Source organism: Streptomyces sp. WY228 (assembly GCF_019287315.1).
Taxonomy (GTDB): domain Bacteria; phylum Actinomycetota; class Actinomycetes; order Streptomycetales; family Streptomycetaceae; genus Streptomyces; species Streptomyces caviscabies.
Window position 1 is genome coordinate 7,681,576 of sequence record NZ_CP079114.1, and the last position, 24,855, is coordinate 7,706,430.

Genomic DNA, 24,855 nt, shown 5'->3' on the forward strand with positions numbered 1-24,855 from the left:
TCGTTCCCGGGCGATGCGGGGTAGCGTCTTCGGCATGGACTTTGGAACCACCGTTGAGCGCGCTCAACGCCTCAAGCAACTGCACGCCGACCACAAGCCGCTGGTGCTGCCCACCGTCTGGGACGTCTGGTCCGCCCGGACCGCGGTCGCCGCGGGCTTCCCCGCGCTGACCATCGGCAGCCACCCCCTCGCCGACTCCCGGGGGGCCGAGGACCAGGAGGGCCAGACCTTCGAGGAGGTGCTCGCCGCCGTCAGGCCGATCATCGCGGCGGTCGACGTCCCCGTCTCCGTGGACCTGGAGTCGGGCTACGGGAAGCAGCCCGCGGAGCTCGTCGCCGGTCTGATCGAGGCCGGCGGTGTCGGCCTCAACATCGAGGACACCGTCCACTCCGAGGGCGGACGCGTGCGCAGCACGCAGGAGCACGCGAGCTACGTCGCGGGTCTGCGCGCGGCGGCCGACGACGCGGGCGTCCCGGTCTGGGTCAACGGCCGCACCGACCTCTTCGCGCACGCGGAGAAGCCCTCCGACGTCCTCGACGAGGTGATCGAGCGGCTGCGGGCCCTGGAGCAGGCGGGCGCCGACAGCGTCTACCCGGTGAAGATCCAGGACAACGACGAACTGCTCGCGGCGGTGACCGAGGCCGTCGCCGTCCCGGTGAACACCACGGCGCATCCCGTGAAGCACGACCTGGAGCGCTTCCGCCGCCTCGGCATCGGCCGCATCACCTACGGTCCGCTGCTGCAGTTCGCGCTGACGGACGCGGTGAAGGACATGCTGAAGCCGTGGGCGCCGTAGACGTGTCCGCGATGTGACTGCGAGCCGGTGGCCGATCGGCCACCGGCTCGCAGTGCGAGGCGAAGCCGCTCCCCCCGTTAGGTATTTCGCGGCTCCGCACTGGGGCCGCTGGCCTCTGGGCCCGGCATGACTGTGTCCCCCTGTCGAAGGCATGACCTGGGGGGTGGTGTCACCGGGTCCGGGAGTGTTCGTCGGAGACGCTGATCAGAGGTCCGGCCACCGTCCGGTCCGGCGCAATGCTGGACAGTTCGCGGGCAGCAGGTCTGCATAGCGTGGATGCGCGAGCACGACACCCGAGCCGAGGCTGGCACCGTCAACACCCCCTGGGAAGGGGCACGATGTTCGAGATCGAAGACGTGGGCGTGTTCCTCGGTCTGGACGTCGGCAAGAGCAGCCATCACGGTCACGGGCTCACCCCGGGCGGGAAGAAGGTCTTCGACAAGCCGCTGCCCAACAGCGAGCCCAAGCTGCGGGCCGTCTTCGACAAGCTGACCGCGAAGTTCGGCACCGTGCTGGTGATCGTGGACCAGCCCGCCTCCATCGGCGCCCTGCCACTGACCGTGGCCCGCGACGTGGGCTGCCAGGTCGCCTACCTGCCCGGACTGGCGATACGCCGGATCGCCGACCTTTACCGGGGCGAGGCCAAGACCGACGCCTAGGACGCCGCCGTCATCGCGGACGCCGCCCGGACGATGCCGCACACCCTGCGCTCGCTGGAGCTGACCGACGAGATCACCGCCGAGCTGACCGTGCTCGTCGGCTTCGACCAGGACCTGGCCGCCGAGGCCGCCCGCACCTCCAACCGGATACGCGGCCTGCTCACCCAGTTCCCCCCCCCAGCCTGGAACGCGTCCTGGGCCCCCGCCTCGACCACCAGGCCGTGACCTGGCTGCTGGAGCGCTACGGATCCCCGGCCGCCCTGCGCAAAGCCGGACGTCGCAGACTCGTGGAGCTGATCCGTCCAAAGGCCCCGCGCATGACCACCAGGCTGATCGACGAGGTCTTCGACGCTCTGGACGAGCAGATCGTGGTGGTGCCCGGGACCGGCACCCTGGGCATCGTGATCCCTTCCCTGGCCGGCCAGCTCGCCGCCGTCCACACCCAGCGCCGAGCGATGGAAGCCCAGATCAACAGCCTGCTGGCGGCCCACCCTCTTTCGAAGGTCCTGACGTCGATGCCCGGCGTCGGCGTCAGGACCGCCGCCGTCCTGCTGTTCACCGTCGGCGACGGCACCAGCTTCCCCACCGCCGCCCACCTCGCCTCCTACGCCGGCCTCGCCCCAGTCACGAAGCAGTCCGGGACCTCCATCCACGGCGAACACGCACCCCGAGGCGGAAACCGCCGGCTCTAACGCGCCATGTTCCTCTCCGCCTGCGCCTGCATGAACGCCGACCCGGCCTCCCGCACCTACTACGACAAGCAACGAGCCCGCGGCAAACCCACACCCGAGCCCTCCTCCGCCTCGCCCGCCAAGGCATCAGCGTCCTGTTCGCCATGCTCCGCGACGGCACCTTCTACCAGTCACGCGTTCCCGAAACAGCTACCGCATGACCGGCCTCGGACTTGCGTAGCTGAACCGAACGGCCTCACAGGCAGTCGCATCCTGTGGAGTAGAGCAGCAGGAAGAGGGCCGTCATGGATGTCACAGTGAAACCGACAGCGGTCAGGGCTGCGAGGCCCCGACGGCGCCCCTTCGCGGGAGTACGGAAGGTCTGCCAGGCGCCGTGGGCGAGGAGGAGGCTGAGCAGCCCAGCCCCCGCGATGGTGAAGCGCGGGCTGAGGGACCAGCTCAGGTAGGCGATCAGAGCCAGACAGCCGAGCAGGGCACAGGCGAGCAGGCTGAGGATCACCTCGGCGACGGCTTCTCCCAGCGTCTCGACCAGGAAGTCGCCGACGCCTTTCGCTGCCTTGCGGACCCCCATGACGCTCCTCCCTCTTGCGCCGATGGCCCCGAGCGGGGGCCTGGTATGGAGGACCCCCGCCGAGCCGGAATGGTTGCCGGGGTGCTCAAGAGTCGCCGACTGCGGCACACGGTCACACCTTGACGAAGGACATAGAGGCCCCCCCGGCGGGGCGTCGGTACGTCGGCCTTGGAATCCTGTTGCCCCGGCGTCCGTCGAACGGGCACGCTTCCGGCATGCGATTCCCCGCCGAGGCCCGCCGCGACGTCCACGTCCGCTACACCCGGCCGAGCTGTATGGGCGGGTTCGCCTGGTTCACCGTGGATTTCGAGCCGCTCCCGGACTGGTGGCTCGGCTTCGATTTCGTCAATCCGCTCGGCCCGGAGGACATCGACGCGGAGTGTGCGCAGGCGGTGAGCGACGGGATACTTCTGTGGCTGATCGGAGCAGGACCGCGGAACGTCAACTTTGACCGCCCGCCCCTCCCCACGGCGAAGGAGCTCGCGGCGGGAGTGCCCGTCCGCCCGGACACCGGGCCCGGATTCATCGCCCTGCGCGCGGTAATGCGGCACTCACGCCTGCACCCCGTCGACTCCCTGCCCTGGACCCATGCGCGTGCCGGGTGGCGTGCCGCGGACAAGAGCTGGCGGGGCGGGGAAGCGGCCGATGACCCGATGGACCGTGCGCCGTAGAGGCGTGCGGTCGCTGGGAGACGACCGGGTCGGACCGGTCTCTCCCGGGGCGGCTAGCAGCTGCTGAGGTCGAAAACGCCCCACTCGGTGAACGGTTCGGCCTGGACGTAGATCCTGCTGCCTCGGCCGACGACCCGTCGTCGGCCCGCGACTGAGCCGTCGGACAGGGTGAGCAGGCCGACGTCGGTCTGCTCCACGGATGTCCCGGTGATTTCGCCGTGGGCGAGTCGGTCCTGTTCTTCGCCGTAGCCGCCGTAGAAGGCCACTCGTTCACCGTGGACAGCCACTGCCCTGGCACCCCGCACGTGGTTCTCCCGCACCCTGACGGGCCGCTCGCGACGGTCGGGACGTATCTCGACGAGCGGGAAGTCCGTGTACGGGCAAGCCCAGGCGGTGGTGCCCGACACGTTCAGTGCGTAGCAGTCGAAGAGACCGGGGATGTGGGCGTCGTCCGACATCCAGGTGGGCCGGCCCGTGGCGCTCCAGCGGCGGATTCCGATCGGGTTCTCGTCGAAGTGCCCGACCCAGATCTGGCCGGCCTCGTCCACGAGCAGGTGCTCGATGGCGTCCCCGACGGAGAAGGACGAGGTCTCGCGGCCGAGCACGTCGAAGACCTGGACCTGGTCGGAGTCCTCGTAGCGGCGGGCGCGAGACGCGGCGACGACGAACCCGCCGTCGGGCAGGCGGTCCAGATGCGGCCAGCGGGCCCGTACGCTGCGCAGCTCGGTGAGTTCGATGCTGCCACCGGGATGGACGGAGACGACCAGGGCGTCGAAGGGCGGGACATCGCCGCCGGGCTGCGGAACATGCTCGCCGAGCAGCCAGTGGGCGGTGCCGAAGACATCGACGGTACTGGTCAGGACGGGGCGACTGCGGTGCGTTCGGGGGAGGCGGGCGTAGGGCATGAGGGCGGTCTGGACGCCCTGGCCCTTTCTGGTCGTCACGGGGTGGATCCTCGCCGACGCCCGAACCTTGCGACAACCCATTTCGGTACGGCCCGTGCGGCGGCGGCCCACCGTATGCCCCGTGCGTTCGGCGCGGGATCGGTCAGCAGTGCTCATCCGGCCGCGGCGAGAGTACGCCGCGGCCGGAGGGCTGCCGGGAGGAGCAGGGGAGAAGCGGGATCAGGCGGCCGTCCGGCCGTCCCGGCGTTCCGTGTGCTCCCGGACCAGCTCCGCGTACCGGAGCCCGCTGCTCTTGACCGTGCGGCGCTGGGTCGCGTAGTCCACGTGGACCAGCCCGAACCGCTTGTCGTAGCCGTACGCCCACTCGAAGTTGTCCATCAGGGACCAGGCGAAGTACCCGGCCAGCGGAGCGCCCTTGGCGACCGCGCGGGCGCAGGCGGCGAGGTGCTCCTCCAGATAGCGGACGCGCTCGGGGTCGTGCACCGAACCGTCCGCCGCGACGACGTCCTCGTACGCCGAACCGTTCTCGGTGACGAAGATCCGCTCGACGCCGTACTCCTCGGTCAGCCGCAGCAACAGCTGCTCCAGGCCCTCCGCGTGGACCTCCCAGTCCATGTGGGTGAGCCGGGCGCCGGGGACGGAGACCTGCCTGGCCCGGGGCGCGGTGCCGTCGGGGTCGGCGGTGACGATCTGGCGGAAGTAGTAGTTCAGCCCGAGCCAGTCCAGTGGGGCCGCGATCGTCTCCAAGTCGCCCGGTTGGACGGGGAGTTCGACGCCGTACTCCTCGACCATGTCCTGCGGGTAGCCGCGTCCCAGGATCGGGTCCAGCCACCAGCGGTTGATGTGTCCGTCGGCGCGCCGAGCGGCGGCGAGGTCGGCCTCGCTCCCGCTCGCCGGCTCGATCGGGCTGAGGTTGTTGACGATGCCGACCCGGGCGTCCGAGGAGGCCGCCCGGATCGCCTGGACGGCGAGACCGTGGCCCAGGTGCAGGTGGTAGGAGGCGCGCACGGCGGCGGTCAGGTCGGTGAGGCCCGGTGCCATCCGGCCCTCCAGATGGCCGATCCACGCCGAGCACAGCGGCTCGTTGAGCGTCGCCCAGTCCTTGACCCGGTCGCCGAGCCGCTCCACCACGTGCGCGGCGTACGCGGCGAAGTGCTCCGAGGTCTCCCGTACGGTCCAGCCGCCCCGGTCCTGGAGCGCCTGCGGCAGGTCCCAGTGGTACAGCGTGGCGAACGGAGTGACGCCCGCCTCCAGCAGGCCGTCCACCAGCCGGTCGTAGAAGTCCAGGCCCGCCTTGTTGACCGGTCCGTCGCCGCCGGGCACGACGCGCGGCCAGGCGATGGAGAAGCGGTACGCGTCCGCGCCGAGCCGCTTGATCAGGCCGATGTCCTCGGGGACCCGGTGGTAGTGGTCGCAGGCCACGTCGCCCGTGTCGCCGCCGTCGACCTTGCCGGGGGTGTGCGAGAACGTGTCCCAGATCGAGGGGGAGCGGCCGTCCTCGGCCACGGCCCCCTCGATCTGGTACGCGGCGGTGGCGACTCCCCAGGTGAAGTCCGCCGGGAGTGCGGTGAGGTCGGACACGAACTGCCTTTCTGTGGAGGTCACTTGACGGCTCCTGCGGTCAGGCCGGCGACCAGGTAGCGCTGGAGGAGCAGGAACCCGACGACGATCGGGACGCTGACGACGAGCGAGGCGGCCATGACCTGGTTCCAGTACACGTCGTTCTGCGTGGCGTAGCCCTGGAGACCGACGGAGAGGGTCCGGGTCGCGTCGTTCGTCATGACGGACGCGAAGAGCACTTCGCCCCAGGCCGTCATGAAGGAGTAGACGGAGACCGCGACGATGCCCGGCACGGCGGCCGGCACAACGACCTGGAAGAGCGCGCGGACCGGTCCGCAGCCGTCCACCAGGGCCGCCTCGTCGAGGTCGCGGGGGATGGAGTCGAAGTAGCCGATCAGCATCCAGATCGAGAACGGCAGCGAGAACGTGAGGTACGTCAGGATGAGGCCGCCGCGCGAGCCGTACAGCGCCACGCCGGTGCTGTTGCCGATGTTGACGAAGATGAGGAACAGCGGCAGCAGGAAGAGGATCCCCGGGAACATCTGCGTGGACAGCACCGTGACGGTGAAGACCCGCTTGCCCCGGAACCGGTAGCGGCTCACCGCGTACGCCGAGAACACCGCGATCGTCACCGACAGCACGGTCGCCGAACCCGCCACGATCAGCGAGTTGACGAAGTACTTGGCGAGCGGGACGGTCTCCCAGATGTCGAAGTACGGCCGGATCGTCAGCGTGGACGGAATCCACTGGAACTTCCCCGAGACGTCCTGGAGTGGCTTCAGCGAGCTGCTGACCATCACGTAGACCGGCAGCAGGACGAAGCCGGCGAGCAGGGTCAGGACGATGCGCCGGGTCCAGAGGAAGGACTGCGGCGCGGCCATCGGCGAGCGGGCCCGCGACCGGGTGGTGCGGGTCGGCCGCGTGAGGCTAGACATCGGCGCCCTTCCTTCCGCGCGAGGTGAAGAACAGATAGACGGCCGTCACGACCAGCAGGAAGAGCAGCAGCAGGACCGACATCGCGGATCCGGTGCCGAAGTTCCAGGTGACGAACGACGACTGGTAGATGTGGATCGAGATCAGGTCCGCGCTCTCCGGCGCCGACTTCCCGAACAGGACGTACGGCGTGTTGAAGTCGTTGAACGTCCACAGGAAGAGCACGAGGACCAGCACCTGGTTGACCGGGCGCAGCGAGGGGAGGGTGATCCGGCGGATCTGCTGCCAGATGCCCGCGCCGTCGATCGAGGCGGCCTCGTACAGCTCGCGCGGGATGTTCTGGAGCCCGGCCATCAGCATCAGGAAGGCGAACGGCCAGCCCTTCCACACCGAGACGATGATCAGGGTGTAGATGCTGTTGTCGCCGATCAGCCAGAACGACGGCTCGTCGGTGATGCCGAGTTGGTCGTGCAGCACGTGGTTGATCAGCCCGTTGTCCCGCTGGAACATGAACGCCCAGGTGATGACGGCCGCGTAGACCGGCAGCGCGTACGGCACGAGGAAGATCGCCCGCAGGACGCCCCGGCCCCGGAAGCTCTCCTGGAGGAGGATCGCCGCCGCGGTGCCCAGCAGCCAGGCGAACCCGACCGAGAAGAACGTGAAGACGCAGGTCACGAAGAACGAGTGGAGCAGGGCCTCGCCGATCGGCGCGTCGAAGTCGACGGCGATGCGGTAGTTGTCGAGGCCGGTCCAGGGGGCAGCACCCCAGTTGTTGATGAAGAACTGGGTGAGCTGACGGAAGCTCATCACGATCCCGATGACCATCGGGACGATGTGGATGAGCAGTTCCAGCAGGACGGCGGGCAGCAGCAGGAGATAGGGCAGTCCGCCTTGGCGGATCCGGTCGGGGATGCGCGGCAGTCTCCTGCGCGCACCCCCGGTGCCCCGGCTCGTACCCGCGTCGATCGACTTGTCGACCTCGGGGTCCGTGGTGACGGTGGCGGTCATGGATCAGGGCCTCACTGCTGCATCGTCTGCTGGGCCTTTTCCAGGCGCGCCTTGACGGATTCGTCGGTGACGGGACGGCCGGCCGCCGCGTCCGCCCACAGCTCCTTGACCGCCGTGCCCACGGCCGTCTCGAACTGCGACTCGTTCGGGACCTGGGGGAGCGGGGCGGCGCTGGTGGCGAGGGTGTCGCGGAGGACCTTGAGGTCGGGGGCCCCGAAGGCGGCATCGGCCTGTGCGGCCTTGACCGGAGGGATCGAGCCGTAGGTCTTGTTGAGCAGCTTCTGCTCGGCGTCGCTCGTCATGAACTTCACGAACTTCTTCGCGCCGTCGATGTTCTTGGTGTTCTTGAAGACGGCCATGTTGATGCCCGCGACCATGGAGTTGGTCTGCTTGCCCGCACCCGGTACGCCCGAGGGGACCGGCACCGGGGCCGCGCCCCAGTCCTCCGGCTTCATGCCCTGGGCGGCGAAGGTGGAGGCGGCGGCCTGCCACAGCACCATGGCGGTCTTGCCCTTGGCGAAGTCGGTGAGCGACTGGTTCTGGGCGTACTCCGCGTTGCCCGGAGCGATGATCTTGTCCTTGGCCATGAAGTCGATGTACTGCTTCACCGCCGCGACCGCACCGTCCGAGGTGAAGGTCGCCTTGCCGTCCTTGTCGAAGAAGTCGGCGCCGTGCTGCTGGCCCAGGACGAAGGTCTGGTGGATGTTGTTGGAGAGGTTGCCGCCCTCGGCGCCGAGCCCCCACTTGCCGTCCTTGGATACCTTCTTGCCGGTCGCGACCAGCTCGTCCCAGGTGGCCGGGGGCTTCTCGACGCCCGCCTCGGCGAACATCTTCTTGTTGTAGTAGAGGGCGTACGCCAGGGAGTACAGCGGCACGGCGGCGGGCGGCTCGCCCTCCTTGCCGGCCGAGGCGACCGCCGAGTCGACGAAGCGGTCCCGGCCGCCGATCGCCTCGAAGTTCTTGTCGTCCCACGGCAGGAGCGCGCCGGTCGCCTGGAGCGAGGCCGACCAGGTGTTGCCGATGTTCAGCACGTCCGGGCCCTGACCGGAGCTGGTGGCGGCGAGGATGCGGTTCAGCAGGTCGGCCCACGGCACGACCTCCAGCTTCACCTTGATCCCGGTCTCCTTCTCGAACTTCTTCAGCTCGGGAGTGAGGATCTCCTTGTCGGCCTCGATGCTGGGGCCCTGGTTGGACGCCCAGTAGGTGAGGGTCTTCGGCGACTCGTTGCTGCCGCCCGAGGTCGTCCCGCCGCCACAGCCGGTGGCGGCTACGGCGATGGCGAGGGCGAGGGTGACGGCGCTTGCGGCTCTGACATGACGCATGTGAGGTGGCCCCTTTCCGGGGATGGCTGCGTTCGGGAACCGAACGGCCTCTATGACTTAATTTATGCCGTGATTTAAGAGGTGAGAGAAGGTCGCGTCAAGGCCTGGGACCGGGGTATGTTCCTGGACGGGAAGGAGCAACATGGCCGAGCGCAACAGACGGACCGTGCGTGACCTGCGACGGGGCAACCGGGCGAGGGTATTGCAACGGTTGTATTTCGACGGCCCGCTGAGCCGTCAGGAGCTCGGACCGGTCACGGGCCTGAGTTCAGGATCCATCAGCAACGTCGTCGCGGAACTCTCCGCCGAGGGCCTGCTGGAGGAGGCCGGCATCGTCGACTCCGACGGCGGCCGCCCGCGTACGCTGCTGCGCGTCGCCCCGGACGGCGGACTGCTCGTCGGCATCGACATCGGCGAGACCCGGGTCCGGGTCGAGCTGTTCGACCTCTCCCTGACCGAACTGGCCCGCACCGAAAGGCTGCTGGCCCAGCACGGTTACGACGTCGACCGCATCGTCGCCCATGTCCGCACCGGTGTCGCGGACGTGCTGCGCGACGCGGGCGCCGATCCGCGCCGGCTCCTCGGCATCGGCATCGGAGTACCCGGCATCATCGAGCGCGACGGGCCGGAAGGGCCCGACGGCACGCGCAGCGCGGTGGTGCACGGCCAGACCATCGGCTGGCGCGCGGTCCCCTTCGAGCAGCTGCTGCGCGAGGCGGTCGACGTGCCGCCCGAGGTGCCGCTCTTCATCGACAACGGCGCCAAGACGCTCGGCCAGGCCGAGATGTGGTTCGGCGGCGGCCGGGGCGCGGGCGCCGCCGCCATCGCCCTCATCGGCTCGGGCGTCGGCGCCTGCGTCGACCACGGCGACATCCTCGACGAGGACCGCACCAGCCTCGCCCTCGAATGGGGCCACACCACCGTCCAGTTGCGCGGCCGACGGTGCCGCTGCGGCTCCATCGGCTGCCTGGAGGCGTACGCGGGCGCGGAGGCCCTGCGCGAGCGCTGGCGCGAGGCGGGCGGACCGCTGCCCGAGGACGCCGACGACGAGACCGCGCTGGCGGCCCTGCTCGCCGCCGCCTACCCGGCACGCCGGGGCGCCGCCCCGGACCCGGTGGCCCTCGCGCTGCTCGACGAGACGGCCGAATGCCTCGGCGCGGCCCTCGCCGATCTGATCAACCTCTTCCTGCCCGAGCGGATCCTGATCGGCGGCTGGGCGGGCCTGCTCATCGGCCCCCGGCTGCTGCCCGAGATTCGCCGGTACGCGAACGAGTACGCCCTGCGCCACGCGGCGGCCCGCACCACCATCGAGATGGGGCGCCTCGGCCCGGACGCGGTCACCGTGGGCGCGGCCACGCTGCCGCTCGCCGACTTCCTCACCCGGGGCGGCAGCCGCCCGGCGACCGGCGTCACCGGCACACCGCCGCGTACGGCGGCCCAGGCGGTCCGGGAACGCCACCGCACGTCGACATCGACGACCTGAGCGTGAGCGGGCGCGGAAGGCTCCGGGGCGGGCGGGTCCGTCGTCGGCCGCCCCGCGGCCCGCGCCACCGCCTCCTGGCTACCGCCCCGCGCGGCCCGGTGCGACCCAGCGCGGGTCCACCCGTCCCAGCCACGCGTCCTGGGCGTCGGCCGACGGGCGCTCCGGCGGAAGCGGCACGAACCGGCAGGCGAACCGCATCCCCGCGTCGCCCCGGCGCCCTCGGGCTCTGCCCGGCGGACGAGGCGGCATAGGGTCCGGGCATGCACAGCACCCTGACCGAGCACGCGCGTTGTCTCTACGGTGACGAGAACCGGCCCACGCAGGAGTGCGGCCGCGAACACCGGGAGCACTACTTCGTCGAGGAGCTGACCTTCGCGGACGCGGACGCGATCCTCGGCATGCTGCGCGAGCTGTGCCCGCACGTGGTCGACGGCCTGCTGCCGGTCTGGGTGCGCAACCTCGCCTATCGGCTGGTGCTTCTGCAACGACCGGACGAACCGGCGCTGATGAGGGAGGCCGCCGAGAACCTGTGGCTGCACGGCCCGGACTGGGACGACATCGCGGCAGAACTGACGAGGCGGGCGGACGCGCTGGGAACGGGCTGATCGGGACGGCGACTCCGGCGCGTCCCGGGCAGCCGCCCCACCGGACCGGTCCCCTCCGGGCGACGGCGGGAATGTGACGGCAAGCCCTAGGCCGACCCCCGCACCACCAGCTCCGGTTCGAAGATCACGGAGGTGACCGGCCCGTCCGGCCGGGCCAGCCGGTCCAGCAGCAGGCGCGTCATCTCGGCGGCCATCCCCTCCACCGGCTGCCGGACCGTGGTCAGCGGCGGGCGGCAGGCCAGGGCGGCGCTGCTGTCGTCGAAGCCCACCACCGCCACGTCCCCCGGCACCGAGCGGCCGTGCTCGCGCAGGACATGGCAGGCCCCCAGAGCCATCAGGTCGTTGGCGGCGAACACCCCGTCCAGGTCGGGGTGTTCCGCCAGCAGCCGTTCCATCGCCGCCTCGCCGCTCTCCTGGGTGAACTGCCCCTCGGCGGTGGGGACGTACGGGTGCCCGTGGCGCGCCATGGTGTCCCGGAAACCGGTCAACCGGGCCTGGCCCGCCGGTACGTCCAGCGGGCCGCTGATCGTCGCGATCCGGCGGCAGCCCCGGCCCAGGAGGTGCTCGGCCGCCAGCCGCGCGCCGTCCTGGTGCGCGAGGTCGACATAGCTGACCGGGACCGGCCGCGCCGGGCGCGCGTACAGGACGGCCGCCAGACCGGCGTCCGCGATCAGGGCGGGCAGCGGGTCCTCGGCGTGCGTCGAGACGACCAGGGCCCCGTCCGCACTGCCCTGCCGCAGGTACGCCACCACCTCCTCGCGCGCCCGTGACGTCTCCGCGAACATCAGCACCGGGTGCATCCCGCGCGGACGCAGGTAGTTGACCACCCCGGTCACCACCCGGCCGAAGAACGGGTCCGCGAACACCTGCGCGGTGAACGACCCCGCATCGCCGGTCCCGTCCCTCCCGGAGGCCCCGGCGTCGGAGTCCTCCTCGGCCGCCGCCGGCTCGACGCCCGCGCCCGACACCACCAGGGCTACGGCGTCGGCCCGCCGGGTGACCAGGGATCTGGCCGCCCGGTTCGGGGTGTAGCCCGTCACGGAGACCGCGTGCCGCACGGCCTCCTGGATCACCGGGTCGACATTGCGCACCCCGTTGATGACCCGCGAGACGGTGGCGCGCGAGACACCGGCCGCCCGCGCCACGTCCTCCAGGGTGGGTGCTCCGGCCGACCGCAGATCATCCGTCATGAGCGCCTTTATAGCACTAACGGAGAGCGCTCTCCACGGTCGGCTTCCCGGTACTCCCGTGACGGACCTGCGTCACGTCTCAGGCCAGCGAGCCGCCCGTCGTGTCGATCCAGTGGCCCGTGATCCACCGGCCCTCGTCCGAGGCGAGGAAGGCCACCACGTCGGCGATGTCCGCCGGCGTGCCGACCCTCCCCAGGGTGGACAGGGCGGCCGCGGCGGCCCAGGCCTCGTCGCTGGCGCGCAGCCGGTCCGTGGTGGAGTCGGTGTCCACGAGGCCCGGTGCCACCGCGTTGACCGTGATGCCCCGGTCGCCGAGCACCTTGGACAGATTCCGCGTGAACACGTCCACCGCGCCCTTGGTCATGGCGTAGGCGATCAGGTCCGGCATCATCGCCGCGTGGCTGAGGCCCGTCGAGATGTTGATGACGCGTCCGCCGTCGCGCAGCCGGTCGAGGCCCGACTGCGTGAGGAAGAACGGCGCTTTGGTGTTGACCGTGAACAGCCGGTCGTACTCCTTCTCGTCGATCTCCGTGAAGTTGCGCGAGACGCCGATGCCCGCGTTGTTCACCAGAATGTCCAGGCCGTCCGCGCGCTGGTCGAAGGCGGCCCACAGTGCGGCGGCGGCCCCCGGGGCCCCCAGGTCCGCGCCGAGCGCGAAGGCCGTGCCGCCCGCCGCCCGGATGGCGGCCACGGTCTCCTCGGCCGCCGCCTCGTTGGTGCCGTAGTGCACGCCGACGACCGCTCCGTCCCGTCCCAGCCGTTCGGCTATCCCGCGTCCGATGCCCCTGCTGCCGCCGGTGACCAGTGCGGTCCTGCCCGTGAGTGAGCCCATGGCTCCGCCCCTCTTTTTTGATTAGCGGTCGCTACAGAAGTGACCGTAACACGTTCATTAGCGGTCGCTATAGAATGGGAGCATGGCGACGAAACAGCGCGGCAGGCCACGGTCCTTCGATCGGGAGGACGCTCTCCGGAAGGCGACCCTGACCTTCTGGGAGCAGGGGTACGAGGCGACCTCGATCGCGGATCTGACCCGCGTGATGGGCATCGCCGCACCGAGCCTGTACGCGGCGTTCGGCGACAAGCGCACCCTCTTCGCAGAGGTCGTCGAGACGTACGCGGACCTCTTCGGTGGTTTCGGCGACCGTGCCATGGCCGAGGAGCCGACCGCGCGGCGCGGTTTCGCGCGGATGCTGCGCGAGGCGGCGGCGGAGTACACCGCGGCCGGCCGGCCGCACGGCTGCATGGTGCTCAGCGCCGCCGAGAACTGCTCGTCGGACGAGGTGGTGGAGGCCCTGCGCGGCCGACGCGAGCGAAACATGACGGAGTTCCGGCGGCGGATCCAGGCGGACATCGACGCGGGCGTGCTGCCCGCGGACACCGACGCGGCGGCGCTCGCCCGCTGTACGGCGGCCGTCATCCAGGGAATGTCGCAGCAGGCGCGGGACGGCGCGAGCCGCGCGGAGCTGGAGACGCTCGCGGAGGTGGCCATGCGGGTCTGGCCGGAGGAGTCCGGCGAGGTGGGATGAGGGCCCGCACGTATCCAGGAGTCCATGTCCAGGAGTTCGTGTCCGGAAGTGAGGAAAGTCCGTCGCTTCGGCTGGACCTGCTCCGCGCCCGATCGCCGGGGATCGGAATCCGGCCACGGACCGACCGGGGGCGGCCGAGTATCACGTTTTGCTTGTGATCAGTGACAACGCGGACCTACGTTGCCCCTTGCGAGATGTCCCAAAGCCAGTGGGGGAGCCAAGTATGGCCGCGAACGGACGGCACCGCAGGTATCAGCCCAGCCGGATCAACCGTGCCTCGCTCACGGTGACGGCGGGCGGCGCGGGCATCGCGCTCCCGCTCATCACCGCGGCCTCGGCGGGCGCCGCACCGGTGGACACCTGGGAGAAGGTCGCCGCCTGCGAGTCCAGCCCCAATTGGGCGGTCAACACGGGCAACGGCTATTACGGCGGACTGCAGTTCAGCGGCTCCACCTGGGCGGCCTTCGGCGGCACGCAGTACGCGCCTCGCGCCGACCTCGCCACCCGCGACCAGCAGATCGCCGTCGCCGAGAAGGTGCTGGACGGCCAGGGCCCCGGCGCCTGGCCCACCTGTTCGGTACGGGCGGGGCTCACCCGGGGCGGCGACGCGCCGGGGGCCGCCCCGGGGGCGGGGCCCGACACGCAGAGCGCGGGGAACCGGCCCGTCCAGGCCTCCGCACCGCAGAGCGCGCCCGCCAGGCAGCCGCAGACCCGGCCCGCCGAGGCGACGCCCACCCACGTGCCGGGCAAGCGTGACTCGTACACCGTCGCGAGCGGCGACTCCCTCTCCGGGATCGCGTCCGCCCAGCGGGTGCGCGGCGGCTGGCAGAGCCTCTACGCGGCCAACCGCGGCGTCGTCGGCAGCGACCCGGACCTGATCTTCCCCGGTCAGCGGCTGAGCCTCGACCAGAGCCGGGCGCCGAAGGCGGGGGAGGGGAAGAGCTCCGGCAAGCCCGCGCGGCAGACCGCCCCGAAGCCCTCGGCGGACCGGCCCAAGGCCGTACCGAAGCAGGAAGCCCCGAAGCAGCAGGCGCCCAAGAAGGCGGCGCCCAAGCAAGAAGCGCCCAAGCAAGAAGCGCCGAAGAAGGAAGAGCCCAAGAAGGAAGCGCCGAGGAAGGAAGCGCCCAAGAAGGAGGCGCCCGCTCCGGAGCGCGCCGTGAAGCACTCCGGTTTCAGCGCCCCGGTGGCCGCCGGCACCGGCACTCCCTACCGGCAGGCCGGCTCCTGGTCCAGCGGTTATCACACGGGCGTGGACTTCCCCGTGCCCACCGGGACATCGGTGAAGTCGGTGGCCCCGGGGCACGTCGTCTCGGCCGGCTGGGCCGGAGCGTACGGCTACGAGGTCGTCATCCGACACAGCGACGGCAAGTACAGCCAGTACGCCCATCTCTCCGCGCTCCATGTGCGCGCGGGCCAGTCGGTATCCGGCGGACAGCGCATCGCCCGCTCCGGCTCCACGGGCAACAGCACGGGCCCGCACCTGCACTTCGAGGTCCGTACGGGCCCCGGCTACGGCTCGGACGTCGACCCGCTCGCCTACCTCCGGGCCGGCGGCGTCAGGGTCTGAACCGTCCGCTCGGAGCGGGGCCGCCGCAGGGTGGCCCCGCCCCGCCGGCGCTGCTCCGCGAGTTGGCCCGGTGCACCGAACCCCACCTGAGGCACCGCCTGTCCCGGCGGCAGGGGCGACGACGTGTGCGCCACGGGCAGCCGCCCGGGTGTGCGTTCCGGCACGACCGGCGACGGCGAGGGGCGTCCGCCCTCCCGCCCCTCCGCGCCGGGTGACGCGTCCTTCGGACCGGAGCCGCCGGCCGGGCCCGTCGCCTCGGGCGCTGCCGCCTCGGCGTCGACCGGAGCGGGGCCCGTCGGCGTCCGGGGTTCCTGGGCGGGCTCCTTGCCCATCCGCTCCAGCGTCAGCATGATCAGCCCGCCCGCGGCCACCGCCCCGCAGAAGAGGGCCAGAACGGTGCCGGGGACGCCGAGGCGGAAGTGCTCGCCGAACAGCGTGATGCCGATCGCCGCGGCCACCACCGGGTTGACCACCGTCACCGTCGCGAGCGGAGCCGTGAGACCCGCGCCCCGGTAGGCGGCCTGGGACAGGAACAGGCCCGCCGCCGCGAGCCCCGCGATCACCAGCAGCGGCAGAGCGCCGGAGCGCACCGAACCGGACGTCCACTCCACGGCCACGGTCTTGGTGAACACCGAGGCCATCCCGAACGCCCCGCCCGCCCCCGTGGCCAGCACGATGCTGCGCAGGACCGGCCGGCGCAGCGTACGGGCGAGCACGACGAGCGCGCCGACGGCACCGAACGTCACCGAGGCCAGCAGCACCTGCTCGGGACCGTTCAGGGTGTGCGGCTCGGCGTTCCCCGTGAGCGCCAGCAGCCCACCGAGTCCCGCCGTCGCCATCAGGGCGCCACGCCAGGCCGTCGCCCCCGCCCGCCGCCCGACGAACAGGGCCGCCATCGGCAGGGCGAAGACGATCGTCAGCGCGCCGAGCGGCTGGACCAGGCTGAGCGGCCCGTAGGCGAGCGCCACCACGTGCAGGACCGCACCGGTCCCGTTGAGCAGCACGGCGACCCACCACACGCCGTTGCGCACCAGGGACCGCCAGGCGTTGTCACCGGTCGCGGCCACGCGCTCCTGGATGATCGCCCCGGCCGCGTACGCGACCGCGGAGACCAGTGACAGCAGCACGGACAGCGCAAGGGAGCTCATGTACACCACGATGTCCCGTCCGGGGCCCCACGTCGTCGTCCTTGAGACTGCACTTCGGCCTACTGCCCCAGTAGTACGCCCGGCGGACCGACGTCCTCCTCCCGACGGTAGTCCTGCTGCCCCCAGCCGTCAGAAGTTGTCGCGCGGCGGATACGGTGAGGCGCGAGGACGACACGGCCGGTGGCCGCGGCGCCGGCGACGCACACGGGCCGGAGACCGACCGGGAAGCGAGGGGGAGCAGGGCATGGACCTGGTGCTACAGGCGTCGGTCGGTGGATTCTTCGCGCTGCGGACCACCCCGGTGCCCGGCGGCGGACACCGCCCGCTGGAGCGGTTGTACGCGGGCGGGAACGGTCCTCTCGCCGCGCGTGTCGACAAGGTCGCGGCGCGTCTCGCGGCCCCCGAGCGCAGGGTCGCCGCCTCCATCGCCCATCTCGGTCTCGCCGCCCGGCTCTGGTCCGTAGCCCTGGGCCCGGCCGCGCTCTTCGGGCAGATCCCCGCCCTGCCGCCCGCCGCCCTCCACTGGGACCCGTCGTCCACCTCGCCGGAGGACCTGTGGCTGTCGGAGGTGACGGAGCTGCCCGGCACGGCGGCCCGGATCCGCGAAGAGGTCCAGTACGGGCATCTGGTGCCGCTGGCCGAGGCGTTCCGGCGCGACGGGAACATCTCGCCGCGGCTGCTGTGGGGCAACGCGGGGTCCGCGCTGGCCGGAGCCGTACGCGAACTCGTCGCCTACGCACGCGCCCAGGACCGGCCGGACGTGGCCGCCCGGGCCCGCGCGCTGGCGGCCGAACTCTTCGACGACGGGGCGCTGCGCGGCACCGGCGCCCCGCACGGTCCGGCGTTCCGGCGGCGCAGCTGCTGCCTGTACTGGCGATGCCCGGGCGGCGGGCTGTGCGGGGACTGCGTGTTCGACCGGGCGCCCGGACCCGCTCGGGCGCAGCCGTAGCGTCAGGAAGGCAGTCAGTCGGGAAGCCGGTCCGTCAGGAAGGCAGGACGGCGTCGATGGCATCGTCCACGGCCGGCAGGACAGGCAGCGCGCTGTCGAGGCCGATCATGTCGATCAGGCGTCGCATGAACGGCGACGGGGCGGCCAGCCGCAGCCGGTCGCCCAGCGCGGTGTGGCCCTGGAGGAGCACGTTCACCGTCGTCGAGTCCGCGAAACCGACGCCGGAGAGATCCACCACGACCGGGCCGGAGCCGTCGTCGGCCGCCGAGGTCAGAGCGAGGCCCAGCGGTGCGACGCTGTCGATATCGAGGTCACCCGACACGGTGAGGACCAGAGCTCCCCGCTCCTGGCGGGTGGTGATTCTGACGGCTCGGTCTTCGTTGGGCGATGAAAGCACGGAAGGCACCTCGGGCGGGTCGGAAGGGAGCGGCGAGCCGTTCTGCCGGACGGGTCGGCGTCGTTCCGTCCCTGGTCGCGGCGGGGTACGGGGGTAACGATAGAAGTAACAGTTGCCATTTGACAACATTCCTCATGGGGTAACAATCTGATCCGCGACGGTTGCTCGGGTGATCGTCGAAGGTCGGTCGACCGATGGATGCGGAAGCGGGAGCCGGATGAAGCTAGGCGCTGTCGGCGACATCGCCGCGGAGCGGGGTCGCGGCCGTTTCCCCGCGCGGGGAAAGACGCTCCGTAGCGGCGGCGTGGAAGGCCGCGAGGCCCTCGGCGAGCGAGGCGAGCGCGGCGGGATCCATCCGCTCCAGCACGGCGTTCAGCTCGGCGGCACGCAGGGCCCGGTACTCTTCGAGAAGGGCTCGGCCGCGCGGACTCAGCCGCAGCTCCACCTCCCGTCGGCTGGTCGGGCTGGGCGCACGCTGGAGGAGCCCCATCGCCTCCATCCGGTCGCAGAGCCTGCTGACGGAGGGGGCACTGGAGCCCAGGGCCTCGCCCAGCGCCCGAAGATTGGTGCCTTCCTGCCGCTCGATCACGAGCAGGGCCCGAAGCTGGGAGGGCGATACGGTTCCCGAAGCGGCGGATTCCTGGCCCCGGCCCCACAGCACCTCCAGCAGCTCCGAGGCGGCGACCGCGTCGGCGGACGCCTGTTCGCGGCTGCTCGGGCGAAATCCTCGGTGGGGCATTCGGCCACTGTGTCACCCGCCAGGCCCGCTTGTCAGCCCGGGCCCGGCCCCTACCACGTCGCAGGACGAAGATTGCGCGAGAGACCGTGAACAGACGAACGGACATCGAGGCCGCCGTACGGGCCGCCGCGCCGCACGCCCTGCTGGCCACCCTGCGCACGAAGCTCCGCAGCGTCTACGGGGCGCTCGCGGTGGAGCTCCATCTCGCCGACTACGGTCTGCGGGTCCTGAAATCCCTGGACCGGCCCGAGGGCGAGAGTGAGCCGCTCTCCCTGCACAACAGTCCCGAGGGCCGGGCGTTCGGCAGCCAGGAGCCCCGCGAACAGCAGGTCCGGCACGACGACGCCGTCGACCACCACCTGCCCGTGACCGTACGCGGCGAGCGGCTCGGCATCCTCACCGTCCGGCTGCCCCAGGCCCTGTCCACCCCGGAGCTGGTCGGCGAGCTGACCCACATGGCCGACCTGCTGGGCCACGAGATCCTGGTCGCCGAACGGGACACCGACCTCTACCAGCGCGCCCGGCGCACCACCCGGCTCACGCTCGCCGCCGAGATGCAGTGGCAGCTGCTGCCCGCCCGCGCGTGCACCGCCGCCGAGTTCGCGATCGGGGCCCAGCTGGAGCCCGCGTACGCCATCCACGGTGACAACTTCGACTGGGCGGCGGACGCCGACGAGCTGACCGTCGCGGTCACCAACGGTATGGGCGAGGGCATACAGGCCTCCCTGCTCACCAATCTCGCCGTCAACGCCCTGCGCAACGCCCGCCGGGCCGGCATCGGCATCGCGGACCAGGCGGCCCTGGCCGACCAGGCCCTCTACGACCAGCACCGCGGCGCCTCCCATGTCTCCACCCTGCTGCTCCGCTTCGAGCTGGCGACCGGGCGGGTCGGCGTCGTCGACGCGGGTTCGCCGCAGCTCTGGATCCAGCGCGGCCGCACCGTCCGCCGTGTGGAGCTGGAGGCGCAGCTGCCGCTCGGCATGTTCGAGGAGTCGCGGTACACGGTCCAGGAGTTCCAGGTGGAGCCCGGCGACCGGCTGCTGCTGTTCAGCGACGGCGTCTACGACGCGGTGTCCCCGCTCGGCGAGGCGTACGGCGAACGCATGCTGGCCCGGGCCATCCAGTCCACGCGGCTGCTCCCGGCCGCCACCGTCCCGCGCGCGGTGCTCGGCGAACTGGCCGAGTACCGGGGCACCGAGACGCCCGACGACGCGCTGGTGCTGTGCCTGGACTGGTTCGGCCGGCAGGAGGATCAGAAGGGCCTGGAAGGCCGGGAGGGCCGGGAAGGCTAGTCAGGGGTGTCGAAGGCGCGGCGGGAGGCCTCGATGTGCGTGAGGTGCTCATGGGTCCAGTCGCACATCACATGGACCGTCCGGCGCAGGCCCTGCCCCGGCTCCGTGAGGGAGTACTCGACCCGCGGGGGCACGGTGGGGTGCACACGCCGCTCGACCAGTCCGTAGCGCTCCAGCATCCGCAGGTTCTGGGTGAGCATCTTGTGGCTGATGCCCTCGACCGCGCTCCGCAGCTCGGTGAAGCGGAGCGTGCCCTCGCCCAGGGCCTCGATGATCAGCAGCGCCCACTTGTTGGCGACGTCGGAGAAGATCTCCCGCGCCAGCGAGTCCGCGCGCCGCAGATCCGCGTCCTCGGGCGAGCCGCTGAACTGCTTGGTCACCATCAGGTTCCCCCGTCACCGAAAAGTGCGTTCTTCCATGTCAGCTCACACTCTCCTACGGTTCCTGAGTAACCACAAGTGACCGACGAACGGTCGGTCCGGTGGACCATGGGGGTACGACCCCCGGAACGAGGAGGCGGGCAGTATGGCCATCACCCTGGTGAACCCGAGCGGACTGCCGGAGATCGGCGCGTACAAGCAGGTGTCGGTCGCGACCGGAACGAAGCTGGTCTTCATCGCCGGACAGGTCGCCTGGGACGCGGAGGGCGCCACCGTCGGTGTGGACGACCTCGCCGCGCAGGTCGAGCAGTGTTACGTCAACGTCGGCACGGCCCTCGCCGCGGTCGGCGGCACCTTCGACGACCTGGCGAAGCTGACCGTGTACGTCGTGGACTGGACGCCCGAGAAGATGCCCCGGTTCATGGAGGGCGTGGCCCGGGCCTCCGCGCGCCTGGGGTCCACCCCCGTACCGCCCGGCACGCTGGTGGGCGTCGCGGCCCTGGACATCCCGGAACACCTGGTCGAGGTCGAGGCCACCGCCGTGCTCGACGCCTGAGGGACGCCGGCCCGGCTCAGGTGCTGAGCTGGAACTCCGCCCGGATCCGCTTGCCCACCGGCACCCGCTCGGCCGTGAGCCGGTCGCACAGGGCCACGACGATCTCCATGCCGTGGCCGCCCAGGCGGGACGGGTCGGGGGCGTACAGCACGGGCATCGCGGTGCTGCTGTCGTACACCGTGACGCTGATCCGCTGCGCGTTGCCCTCCAGCTCCAGGAGGTAGGGACCGTGGCTGTAGCGGTCGGCGTTGGTGACCAGCTCGCTCACGGCCAGCATGAGGTCGCTGCGGGTGTGCTCGCCGATCCGGGCGAGGCACTCCACGGCGAGCCGCGTCAGGAAACGGTCGGCGAGCGCACGGGCCAGCGCGATACAGCCCGGCTCGCCGTCGAAGACCTCGGCGCTGAGCAGTACCTCGGCAGCCAGCCCCTGACCCGGGTCTTCCGGTGGGGAGGTGACCTGTTCGTTCATGTGCTCCAGCCAGGGCGCCGAGTTGAGGTCGCAGACCTTTTCCGCCATTCGTCTACCCCTGGCGAAGGATCCCACTCCAGGAGATCCGGACCGATCCTACGCACGTCCGGGCAGCCGCACCACGGTCACGAAGAACTCGTCGATCTGGCGCACCGCCGCGATGAACTGATCGAGGTCCACCGGCTTGGTCACGTACGCGTTGGCGTGCAGTTTGTAGCTGCGCAGGATGTCCTCCTCGGCCGAGGAGGTGGTGAGGACGACCACCGGGATCAGGGAGAGCTCGGGGTCGCCCTTGATCTGCTCCAGCACCTGCCGGCCGTCGTACTTCGGCAGGTTGAGGTCCAGCAGCACCAGGTCGGGGCGGGGGGCCTCGGTGTACTCGCCCCGCCGGTAGAGGAAGTCCAGCGCCTCCTGGCCGTCGCGCACGACGTGCAGGGTGTTGCGGATCTTGTTGTCCTCGAAGGCCTCACGGGTCATCAGCTCGTCGCCGGGATCGTCCTCGACGAGCAGGACCTCGATGGGCTGGACAGGGGTGTTCACGAAGGGTCTCCCGGCTGGCTGGTGAGCAGGGCGGGAGCGAGCAGCTCCGCCGTGGTGTGCGTGGGCGCCTCGGGCGCCACGGGCAGGGTGACGTGGATGCGGGTGCCTTCGCCCGGTTCGGGATCCAGCCAGATCCGGCCACCGTGGAACTCGATGATCTTCCGGCAGAGCGCCAGGCCGATGCCCGTGCCCTCGTACGCGTCACGGGCGTGCAGCCGCTGGAAGATGACGAACACCTTGTCCGCGAACTCGGGCGCGATCCCGATCCCGTTGTCCGACACGGTCAGATGCCAGTCCTCGCCCTCGCGTACGCAGTCGAGCGAGATCCGGCAGGGGACGTCCTGGCGGCGGAACTTCACCGCGTTGCCGACGAGGTTCTGCCAGACCATGGTGAGCGCGGTCGCGTCCCCGAGGAGTTCGGGCAGCGACTCCGGCCGCTCGATCACCGTCCCCGACTCCTCGATCGCGAGGTTCAGATTGGCCAGGGCCCGGTCCAGGGCCTGGTCCAGATCGACCGGCTTCCAGCTCTCCTGCACCCGGCCCACCCGCGAGAACGTCAGCAGGTCGTTGATGAGGACCTGCATCCGCTTGGCCCCGTCCACCGCGAAGGCGATGTACTGCTTGCCCCGCTCGTCGAGCTCGTCGCCGTACCGCTTCTCCAGCAGCTGGCAGAAGGAGGCGACCTTGCGCAGCGGCTCCTGGAGGTCGTGCGAGGCGACGTACGCGAACTGCTCCAGCTCCGAATTGGAGCGGCGCAGCTCCTCCGTCTGCTCCGCGAGCAGGGTCTCGCGGTCCTGCGCCTCGGCGAGTTCGTCGGCCAGCCGCTGCCGCATCTCCTCCACCGCCCGGGCCACGGCCTGGACGTCGGACGGCCCCTTGATCTCGATCCGGGTGCCGAAGGCCCCGGAGCTGACCCGCTGGGACGCGCCGCGCAGCCGGTTCAGCGGGACGCCCACCACCCGGTGGAACAGCAGGCTCAGCGCGACCACGGTCAGCACGAAGACGGCGACCAGCGCGATCAGCACCCGGTCGCGGGTGGTGCGCGACGAGCCGAGATCGGCCCGTGCCTGGTCGCGGGCCTCGGCGAGATGGCCCTGCTGGTCGCCGTACGCCTGCCGCAGCTGGTCGAAGTCCGCCTTGCTGCGCTGCAACTGCGCCGCGGTGGCGGCCTCGCTCGGCCCCATCTCCCGGACCGTCCGGACCAGCGGCTCGGCCTTGCTCCGCCGCCACTGCTCCGCCGCCGCGGCGATGGCGTCGAGATCGTCGGCGTACCGGTTGTCCGGGCCGACCAGGCGGCGGACCTGCGCGAGGCGAGTCTGCTCGGCCTCCTTGCCCGCCTCGTAGGGTTCGAGGAAGGAGTCGTCGCCGGTCAGCGCGAATCCCCTGATCCCGGTCTCCTGGTCCAGCAGGGCGTTCTGGAGCTGGAAGGACGCCGATCTGGCGGGCTGGATACGGTCCACCAGTTCGGTCGTACGGTCGGAGATCCGCGCCATCACGAGCCCGCCGATCACCAGGCAGCCGCAGACCACCACGATGAAGCCGCCGAGCAGGAGATGGACCCAGTTCTGCACCGAGAGCCGGGCGGCGAGGCCGCCGGCCGCCGGTTCCCTCGCCGTGTCACCGCTCATCGGACTCCGCTCCCCAGCCCAGGTGCAGCACGGCCACATCGTCCGCGAGACCGCCGTAGGGCGCGGCCCCCTCGGCGGCGCCCGCCACCAGGGCGTCGACGAACGCCCGGGCCGGCAGATGCCCGTTGGCCCGGGCCATCGCGAGCAGCCCTTCCTCCCCGAGGCGGCTGTCCGGACCGTCGCGCCCCTCGAAGAGCCCGTCCGTGAAGAGCACGAGACCCGCGCCGGGCGTCAGCGGAATGTCGACCGTCGGCCACCGGCCGGTCCCGGGCAGCAGCCCGAGTGCCATCCCGCCCTCGGGCTCCACCCAGGTCACGTCCGTGCCCTGGCGCAGCAGCAGGCCGGGGTGACCGGCCCGCAGGATCCGGACGTGCCGCTGCTCGGGCGCGAACGCCAGCGAGGTGACGGTGGCGAACACATGCGAGTCCGAGCGCTCGGCGACCAGGATCTCCTCCAGCAGGGCTATCTGCTCGGGCTGGGACGTACCGCACAGCACGGCGGTACGCCACGCCACCCGCAGGCACACGCCGAGCGCGGCCTCGGCCGCGCCGTGCCCGGAGACATCGCCGATCACCGCGTGCACCGTGCCGTCCGAGGTCTGCACGACGTCGTAGAAGTCACCGCTCAGCAGCCCGTGGACCCGCCCCGGCTCATAGCGGGCGCGCGCCCGGAAGCGGTCGTCCCGCAGCAGGGGGACGGGCAGCAGTCCGCGCTCCAGCCGGGCGTTCTCCTGGGCGGTCAGCCGGTTGGCGCGCAGGGCGGCCGTGGCCCGTTCCACTTCCTTGCGCTGGAGGGCGTAGCGGATCGCGCGGGCCAGCACCTCGGGGTCCAGGAGGCCCTTGACCAGATAGTCCTGGGCGCCGCCGGCGACCGCGCGGAGCCCGGTGCCGGACTCCTGCAGACCGGTGAGGACGACGATCGCGGCCTCGCTGTCGGACTCCAGTATCTGGCGCACGGCGTCCAGGCCGTGGACGTCGGGAAGGTGCAGATCGAGCAGGACGCACACCGGGGTGGTGGACGCGTCCAGGAAGGCGCGCGCCTCGGCCAGGGTCTTGCACCAGGTGAGGGCGGAGTCCAGCTCGCTGTCGGTGAGCATCTCCTCGACGAGCAGCGCATCGCCCGCGTCGTCCTCCACCAGCAGGATCGACGCGTCGAGGTTCCACGGCGGAGCCTCGGCGGGTCGCGCCGTCCCGGCCTGCTGGGAGGGGATTCCGGAGATGCCCACAGGACCCGGTGACGTGCCCACGGGCGACTCGGTCAACCCTCCAC

General features: G+C 71.3%; 25 protein-coding genes and 1 pseudogene. 10 read left to right on the forward strand and 16 right to left on the reverse strand.

The window, feature by feature from the left end; translation table 11 throughout:
• Positions 1–34: 34 nt before the first annotated feature.
• Both KV381_RS33455 and KV381_RS33460 read left to right on the forward strand, forming a co-directional pair.
• Complete coding sequence (locus KV381_RS33455; RefSeq protein WP_030622959.1) at positions 35–796, forward strand: isocitrate lyase/phosphoenolpyruvate mutase family protein; 762 nt, start codon at positions 35–37, stop codon at positions 794–796.
• Between the two features lie 338 nt (positions 797–1,134).
• Positions 1,135–2,347: pseudogene (locus KV381_RS33460) on the forward strand (IS110 family transposase).
• A gap of 35 nt (positions 2,348–2,382) precedes the next feature.
• Here KV381_RS33460 and KV381_RS33465 read toward each other — a convergent pair.
• The gene (locus tag KV381_RS33465) at positions 2,383–2,718 is read right to left on the reverse strand and encodes a hypothetical protein (RefSeq protein ID WP_030622955.1); all 336 of its coding nucleotides are present in this window, start codon (positions 2,716–2,718) and stop codon (positions 2,383–2,385) included.
• A gap of 215 nt (positions 2,719–2,933) precedes the next feature.
• On the opposite strand from KV381_RS33465, the gene KV381_RS33470 reads away from it, so the two are divergent.
• Complete coding sequence (locus tag KV381_RS33470) at positions 2,934–3,389, forward strand: hypothetical protein (protein ID WP_030622952.1); 456 nt, start codon at positions 2,934–2,936, stop codon at positions 3,387–3,389.
• 53 nt (positions 3,390–3,442) lie between these two features.
• Here KV381_RS33470 and KV381_RS33475 read toward each other — a convergent pair whose 3' ends face one another.
• From KV381_RS33475 to KV381_RS33495, 5 genes are all read right to left on the reverse strand, one after another.
• Positions 3,443–4,333, reverse strand: coding sequence for a hypothetical protein (locus KV381_RS33475; protein ID WP_230543518.1), 891 nt, complete (start codon positions 4,331–4,333; stop codon positions 3,443–3,445).
• Between the two features lie 180 nt (positions 4,334–4,513).
• On the reverse strand, positions 4,514–5,875 hold the full coding sequence (locus tag KV381_RS33480) for a GH1 family beta-glucosidase (protein ID WP_030089044.1): 1,362 nt from the start codon (positions 5,873–5,875) through the stop codon (positions 4,514–4,516).
• A gap of 20 nt (positions 5,876–5,895) precedes the next feature.
• Complete coding sequence (locus tag KV381_RS33485; protein WP_030089042.1) at positions 5,896–6,789, reverse strand: carbohydrate ABC transporter permease; 894 nt, start codon at positions 6,787–6,789, stop codon at positions 5,896–5,898.
• The gene (locus KV381_RS33490; RefSeq protein WP_218786980.1) at positions 6,782–7,795 is read right to left on the reverse strand and encodes a carbohydrate ABC transporter permease; all 1,014 of its coding nucleotides are present in this window, start codon (positions 7,793–7,795) and stop codon (positions 6,782–6,784) included. The genes KV381_RS33485 and KV381_RS33490 overlap by 8 nt, the downstream gene beginning before the upstream one ends.
• Before the next feature lie 11 nt (positions 7,796–7,806).
• Positions 7,807–9,117, reverse strand: coding sequence for an ABC transporter substrate-binding protein (locus KV381_RS33495; protein ID WP_030089039.1), 1,311 nt, complete (start codon positions 9,115–9,117; stop codon positions 7,807–7,809).
• A 142-nt stretch (positions 9,118–9,259) separates the two neighbouring features.
• Between KV381_RS33495 and KV381_RS33500 the strand changes: the two genes are divergently transcribed.
• Positions 9,260–10,600 carry an ROK family protein gene (locus KV381_RS33500; protein WP_030622943.1) on the forward strand — a complete coding sequence of 447 codons (1,341 nt, stop codon included), beginning with the start codon at positions 9,260–9,262 and terminating at the stop codon, positions 10,598–10,600.
• 260 nt (positions 10,601–10,860) lie between these two features.
• Positions 10,861–11,205 carry a hypothetical protein gene (locus KV381_RS33505; protein WP_218786981.1) on the forward strand — a complete coding sequence of 115 codons (345 nt, stop codon included), beginning with the start codon at positions 10,861–10,863 and terminating at the stop codon, positions 11,203–11,205.
• Between the two features lie 86 nt (positions 11,206–11,291).
• On the opposite strand, the gene KV381_RS33510 is transcribed toward KV381_RS33505, so the two are convergent.
• Entirely contained in the window at positions 11,292–12,395 is a 1,104-nt protein-coding gene (locus tag KV381_RS33510) for a LacI family DNA-binding transcriptional regulator (RefSeq protein WP_098024525.1), read from the reverse strand.
• A 79-nt stretch (positions 12,396–12,474) separates the two neighbouring features.
• Positions 12,475–13,227 (reverse strand): SDR family oxidoreductase, encoded by a 753-nt coding sequence (locus KV381_RS33515; protein ID WP_030089032.1) that lies wholly within the window; start codon positions 13,225–13,227, stop codon positions 12,475–12,477.
• Positions 13,228–13,309: 82 nt separating this feature from the next.
• On the opposite strand from KV381_RS33515, the gene KV381_RS33520 reads away from it, so the two are divergent.
• Both KV381_RS33520 and KV381_RS33525 read left to right on the forward strand, forming a co-directional pair.
• On the forward strand, positions 13,310–13,921 hold the full coding sequence (locus tag KV381_RS33520; RefSeq protein ID WP_218786982.1) for a TetR/AcrR family transcriptional regulator: 612 nt from the start codon (positions 13,310–13,312) through the stop codon (positions 13,919–13,921).
• A 223-nt stretch (positions 13,922–14,144) separates the two neighbouring features.
• Positions 14,145–15,488, forward strand: coding sequence for a transglycosylase family protein (locus KV381_RS33525; protein WP_218786983.1), 1,344 nt, complete (start codon positions 14,145–14,147; stop codon positions 15,486–15,488).
• Here the strand turns inward: KV381_RS33525 and KV381_RS33530 are convergent.
• Positions 15,458–16,636, reverse strand: a complete 1,179-nt coding sequence (locus KV381_RS33530; protein ID WP_218786984.1) for a DMT family transporter — start codon at positions 16,634–16,636, stop codon at positions 15,458–15,460. The genes KV381_RS33525 and KV381_RS33530 overlap by 31 nt on opposite strands.
• A 244-nt stretch (positions 16,637–16,880) precedes the next feature.
• Here KV381_RS33530 and KV381_RS33535 point away from each other — a divergent pair, with 244 nt between their 5' ends.
• Positions 16,881–17,585, forward strand: a complete 705-nt coding sequence (locus tag KV381_RS33535) for a (2Fe-2S)-binding protein (RefSeq protein WP_218786985.1) — start codon at positions 16,881–16,883, stop codon at positions 17,583–17,585.
• A 34-nt stretch (positions 17,586–17,619) separates the two neighbouring features.
• Here KV381_RS33535 and KV381_RS33540 read toward each other — a convergent pair whose 3' ends face one another.
• Both KV381_RS33540 and KV381_RS33545 read right to left on the reverse strand, forming a co-directional pair.
• Complete coding sequence (locus KV381_RS33540) at positions 17,620–17,982, reverse strand: STAS domain-containing protein (protein WP_030089023.1); 363 nt, start codon at positions 17,980–17,982, stop codon at positions 17,620–17,622.
• 223 nt (positions 17,983–18,205) lie between these two features.
• Positions 18,206–18,721 carry a MarR family winged helix-turn-helix transcriptional regulator gene (locus tag KV381_RS33545; RefSeq protein ID WP_030622932.1) on the reverse strand — a complete coding sequence of 172 codons (516 nt, stop codon included), beginning with the start codon at positions 18,719–18,721 and terminating at the stop codon, positions 18,206–18,208.
• Between the two features lie 86 nt (positions 18,722–18,807).
• Between KV381_RS33545 and KV381_RS33550 the strand changes: the two genes are divergently transcribed.
• Positions 18,808–20,013 (forward strand): PP2C family protein-serine/threonine phosphatase, encoded by a 1,206-nt coding sequence (locus KV381_RS33550; RefSeq protein ID WP_030622930.1) that lies wholly within the window; start codon positions 18,808–18,810, stop codon positions 20,011–20,013.
• Here the strand turns inward: KV381_RS33550 and KV381_RS33555 are convergent.
• Positions 20,010–20,396, reverse strand: a complete 387-nt coding sequence (locus tag KV381_RS33555) for a helix-turn-helix domain-containing protein (RefSeq protein ID WP_030622928.1) — start codon at positions 20,394–20,396, stop codon at positions 20,010–20,012. The two genes, KV381_RS33550 and KV381_RS33555, sit on opposite strands and share 4 nt — an antisense overlap.
• A gap of 142 nt (positions 20,397–20,538) precedes the next feature.
• Between KV381_RS33555 and KV381_RS33560 the strand changes: the two genes are divergently transcribed.
• Positions 20,539–20,949 (forward strand): RidA family protein, encoded by a 411-nt coding sequence (locus KV381_RS33560; protein WP_030622926.1) that lies wholly within the window; start codon positions 20,539–20,541, stop codon positions 20,947–20,949.
• Between the two features lie 16 nt (positions 20,950–20,965).
• Here KV381_RS33560 and KV381_RS33565 read toward each other — a convergent pair whose 3' ends face one another.
• The 4 genes from KV381_RS33565 to KV381_RS33580 all read right to left on the reverse strand — a co-directional run bounded on the left by KV381_RS33565 (position 20,966) and on the right by KV381_RS33580 (position 24,811).
• The gene (locus tag KV381_RS33565) at positions 20,966–21,418 is read right to left on the reverse strand and encodes an ATP-binding protein (RefSeq protein ID WP_030089014.1); all 453 of its coding nucleotides are present in this window, start codon (positions 21,416–21,418) and stop codon (positions 20,966–20,968) included.
• Between the two features lie 96 nt (positions 21,419–21,514).
• Positions 21,515–21,958: a response regulator gene (locus KV381_RS33570; RefSeq protein WP_030089012.1), complete on the reverse strand. Its 444-nt coding sequence runs from the start codon at positions 21,956–21,958 to the stop codon at positions 21,515–21,517.
• Positions 21,955–23,586 (reverse strand): CHASE3 domain-containing protein, encoded by a 1,632-nt coding sequence (locus tag KV381_RS33575; protein WP_218786986.1) that lies wholly within the window; start codon positions 23,584–23,586, stop codon positions 21,955–21,957. The genes KV381_RS33570 and KV381_RS33575 overlap by 4 nt, the downstream gene beginning before the upstream one ends.
• Positions 23,576–24,811, reverse strand: coding sequence for a PP2C family protein-serine/threonine phosphatase (locus KV381_RS33580; protein ID WP_373307605.1), 1,236 nt, complete (start codon positions 24,809–24,811; stop codon positions 23,576–23,578). Before KV381_RS33580 ends, KV381_RS33575 begins: the two co-directional genes overlap by 11 nt.
• Between the last annotated feature and the right edge of the window lie 44 nt (positions 24,812–24,855).